The 2,866-nt window shown below is 49.8% G+C and carries 4 protein-coding genes; all 4 read right to left on the bottom strand.

The features are described from left to right. Nucleotides 1-642: TRAP transporter large permease subunit (locus ACLTD4_RS29010; RefSeq protein ID WP_412331772.1), on the bottom strand; the 642-nt coding region annotated here is incomplete at its 3' end. Further along, complete coding sequence (locus ACLTD4_RS29005) at nucleotides 639-1,142, bottom strand: TRAP transporter small permease (RefSeq protein WP_025532038.1); 504 nt, start codon at nucleotides 1,140-1,142, stop codon at nucleotides 639-641. The genes ACLTD4_RS29005 and ACLTD4_RS29010, both read right to left, overlap by 4 nt. Nucleotides 1,143-1,144: 2 nt before the next feature. After that, nucleotides 1,145-2,158 carry a TRAP transporter substrate-binding protein gene (locus tag ACLTD4_RS29000; protein WP_117620512.1) on the bottom strand — a complete coding sequence of 338 codons (1,014 nt, stop codon included), beginning with the start codon at nucleotides 2,156-2,158 and terminating at the stop codon, nucleotides 1,145-1,147. A gap of 341 nt (nucleotides 2,159-2,499) precedes the next feature. Beyond that, the coding region (locus tag ACLTD4_RS28995) for a helix-turn-helix domain-containing protein (protein ID WP_412331771.1) at nucleotides 2,500-2,866 on the bottom strand (367 nt) is incomplete at its 5' end.

Genomic DNA, 2,866 nt, shown 5'->3' with positions numbered 1-2,866 from the left:
CATGGAATACCGCCTGGTGCTGCGGTAGCCGCGTTTTTTCGCAAAATAGAAAATAACGGCCATACAGGCAAGGCCCCACAGGATGCCGGGGATATAGCCCGCCATGAAAAGCGCCGCAACGGAGGTTCCGCCGCTGACTAAGGAGAAGGTAATCATAACGTTGCTTGGAGGAATGAGCAGGCCGGTTGGCGCCGTCGCAATATTGGCCGCCGCCGAGAAATCACGGTCGTATCCCTCTTCCTCCTCGATCGGTCCGATGATAGAACCCATGGCGGAGGCCGCCGCGGTACCGGAACCGGATATCGCTCCGAACAGCATGTTGGCAACCGCATTGGTATGAGCCAGCGCTCCCGGAATTCTTCCGGTAAACAGTTTTGCAAAATTAATGAGACGGATCGCGATTCCGCCTTTGTTCATGATATTTCCCGCCAGGATAAAGAACGGAATGGCGAGAAGGCTGAACACTGAGATTCCTGAAAAGATACGCTGTGCTCCTGTAAGTACCGCCGCTCCCGTATTAAGAACCGGCAAAATCGCACAGATAGAGGAAACCGCCAGAGCCACCGCAATCGGTACGCCGGCCAGCAGCATAATCACTAAGAGGACCAGGATAATCAGTCCGCATGCAACCGCTATATTCATACTCTCGCCTCTCCCTTCTCACTGAAATCGCCATGCAGCATGTCCATGGCATTGGTAAAGCTAAAAAACATAATCAGAATTCCTGTCACCGGAACGATCATGTAGATGTATCCCATGGGAACCTGAAGGGAGGCCGTCGTCTGGATCATGGTCAGCTTCGTGATGGAGATTCCTCCGTAAACCATGACGACCGCCGCAAACGCAAAGGTCAGAAAATCGATGGCTGTCTCCAGTACCTTTCTGGGAGTTCCCGTTATTTTATCGGCCAGGAAGCCCATTCTCATATGGTCCCGTTTTCCAAACACATAAGCGGAGGCGAGCAGAGCCATCCAGGTGAAGGAATACGTCAGAAGCTCCTCCGACACGGTGCTTGGCCGGTTAAAAAAGTATCTCGTAACAATCTGGTATGTGCCGATGATCGTCATCATGGCAAACAGGAAAATAATGAACAGTCCCAGAATCTTCATCAGGACTTCTCTGATTTTATGCAGTGCTTCCATTCTTACTCTTCCCCTTTCGCCTGTTCATTAACGGTCTGAATGTGCTTGTAAAAATCACCGATTTTCGGATTGTCATTCAGCATCTTCTCATGGAGCGGAAGTACTTTTTCCTTAAAGGCATCCACATCGACGTCGATGAATTCCACGCCCATGTCTTCTGTGGCGATCTTCTTCGCCTCCTCGATGCTCTTGTCCCATTCCTTCATCTCCACTTCCGTGGAAAGTGCTGCCGCATCCTTAAAGATCTGATACTCTTCCGGGCTCAGTCCCTCTAAAAACTTTAAGTTGGCAACCAGCATGTCCGGTACCATCTGATGCTTGTTGTAGCTGTAGTATTTTGCAACCTCACCGTGTTTGTTATTCGTCAGGGCCAGCTCGTTGTTCTCCGCGCCGTCAATCACGCCCTGCTGAATCGCGGTATAGACCTCGCCGAAGCCCATGGGCGCCGCCGCCGCTCCAAAGGAGTTGACCATGGAAACGCTGGCCGGGCTCTGCTGTACTCTGATTTTCTTTCCCTTTAAGTCTTCCGGAGTACGAATCGGCGTTTTTGCATAGAAGTTTCTCGTACCCGCATTATACCAGGTAACGACGCGGAATCCGGCCTCGTCGGTGGACTCGTAAACCTGTTCCATGTAGTCGGAGTCTTCCATGACAGTTTTATATACATCTTCCGAATCAAACAGATACGGCATGCTGAAAATTTCGTAGACATCTGCAAACGTCTCTAAGTTGGCGGTTCCTGCCACAACAAAATCGATGGCTCCCGTCTGTGTCAGCTCGATCGCCTTCTGGGCGGAACCAAGAATCTCATTCGGGAATATCTGTACCTCATACTTATCCCCCAGCCGTTCCTCCACGTATTCCTTAAAGGCCAGTAGTCCCAGATGCTCCGGATGGGTCTCTGACTGTGCGTGGGAAATACGGATAATCCGTTTTCCTGAAGTGATGGAACCACAGCCGGTCAAGGATACCGCCATGGCCGCGGCCATTAAAACAGCGGCTGCTTTTTTAATCATTTTTTTCAATGCTCTCCATTCCTTTCCTTCTCATACATTACATAGTTCACATACTATTTATCCCCGTTCCAAGGTATGTATATACTTCGAAACGGCCGGAATACTCTCCGGCAGCAAAAACAGCCGGCAAAGAGTCGGGCAATCCGGACTCGCGTGCCGGAAAGCCTTCCCATGAAACAAAAAATCTCCATGGCTGCTTTTGTGTTACGAAATCGTTAAGATCTTGACATTTTCTTAACAGTAACATTATAAAGCCATGGAGATTAAATGTGTACAGTAAAATATTGACATTAAGGAGGGTAATATTACCCAATTTTCCAGCATTAGGGCGTGTTTTATTTCTATGATGGAAGACCGTCCCGATATTCCGAAGGCAGCTGACCTGTGATCCGCTTAAAGATTTTTGAGAAATATTTCGAATCGCTGTAACCCACGCTTCTGCTCACATCCTTAATATTGGCCCGTGGGTCCTCCAGCAGTTTTTTCGCCTCCTTCACCCTTAAATGGGTCAGATATGCGGTAAAATTCTGATCGAAGCACTGCTTAAACAGGCGGCAGAAATATACCTCTGAATAGTTCATGGCGCGTGCTGCGTCCTGCATGGAAATATCGCGGCTGTAGTTCTCCCTGACATAGGCACGGATGGCGGCAGCTACTCTGGAGTACCCGTTCTCCGGTTCCTGACCGGGGTCGTCCTCCGCGTCCCGG

This window comes from Hungatella sp., from assembly GCF_046966825.1.
Note: the sequence above shows the minus strand (reverse complement) of the source record. Positions and strands in the feature narration are given on the sequence as shown.

What these genes read in the sequence shown, in the direction of transcription:
- ACLTD4_RS29005 (WP_025532038.1), bottom strand. Translation starts at nt 1,142, where the DNA reads ATGGAAGCACTGCATAAAATCAGAGAAGTCCTGATGAAGATTCTGGGA.
- ACLTD4_RS29000 (WP_117620512.1), bottom strand. Translation starts at nt 2,158, where the DNA reads ATGATTAAAAAAGCAGCCGCTGTTTTAATGGCCGCGGCCATGGCGGTA.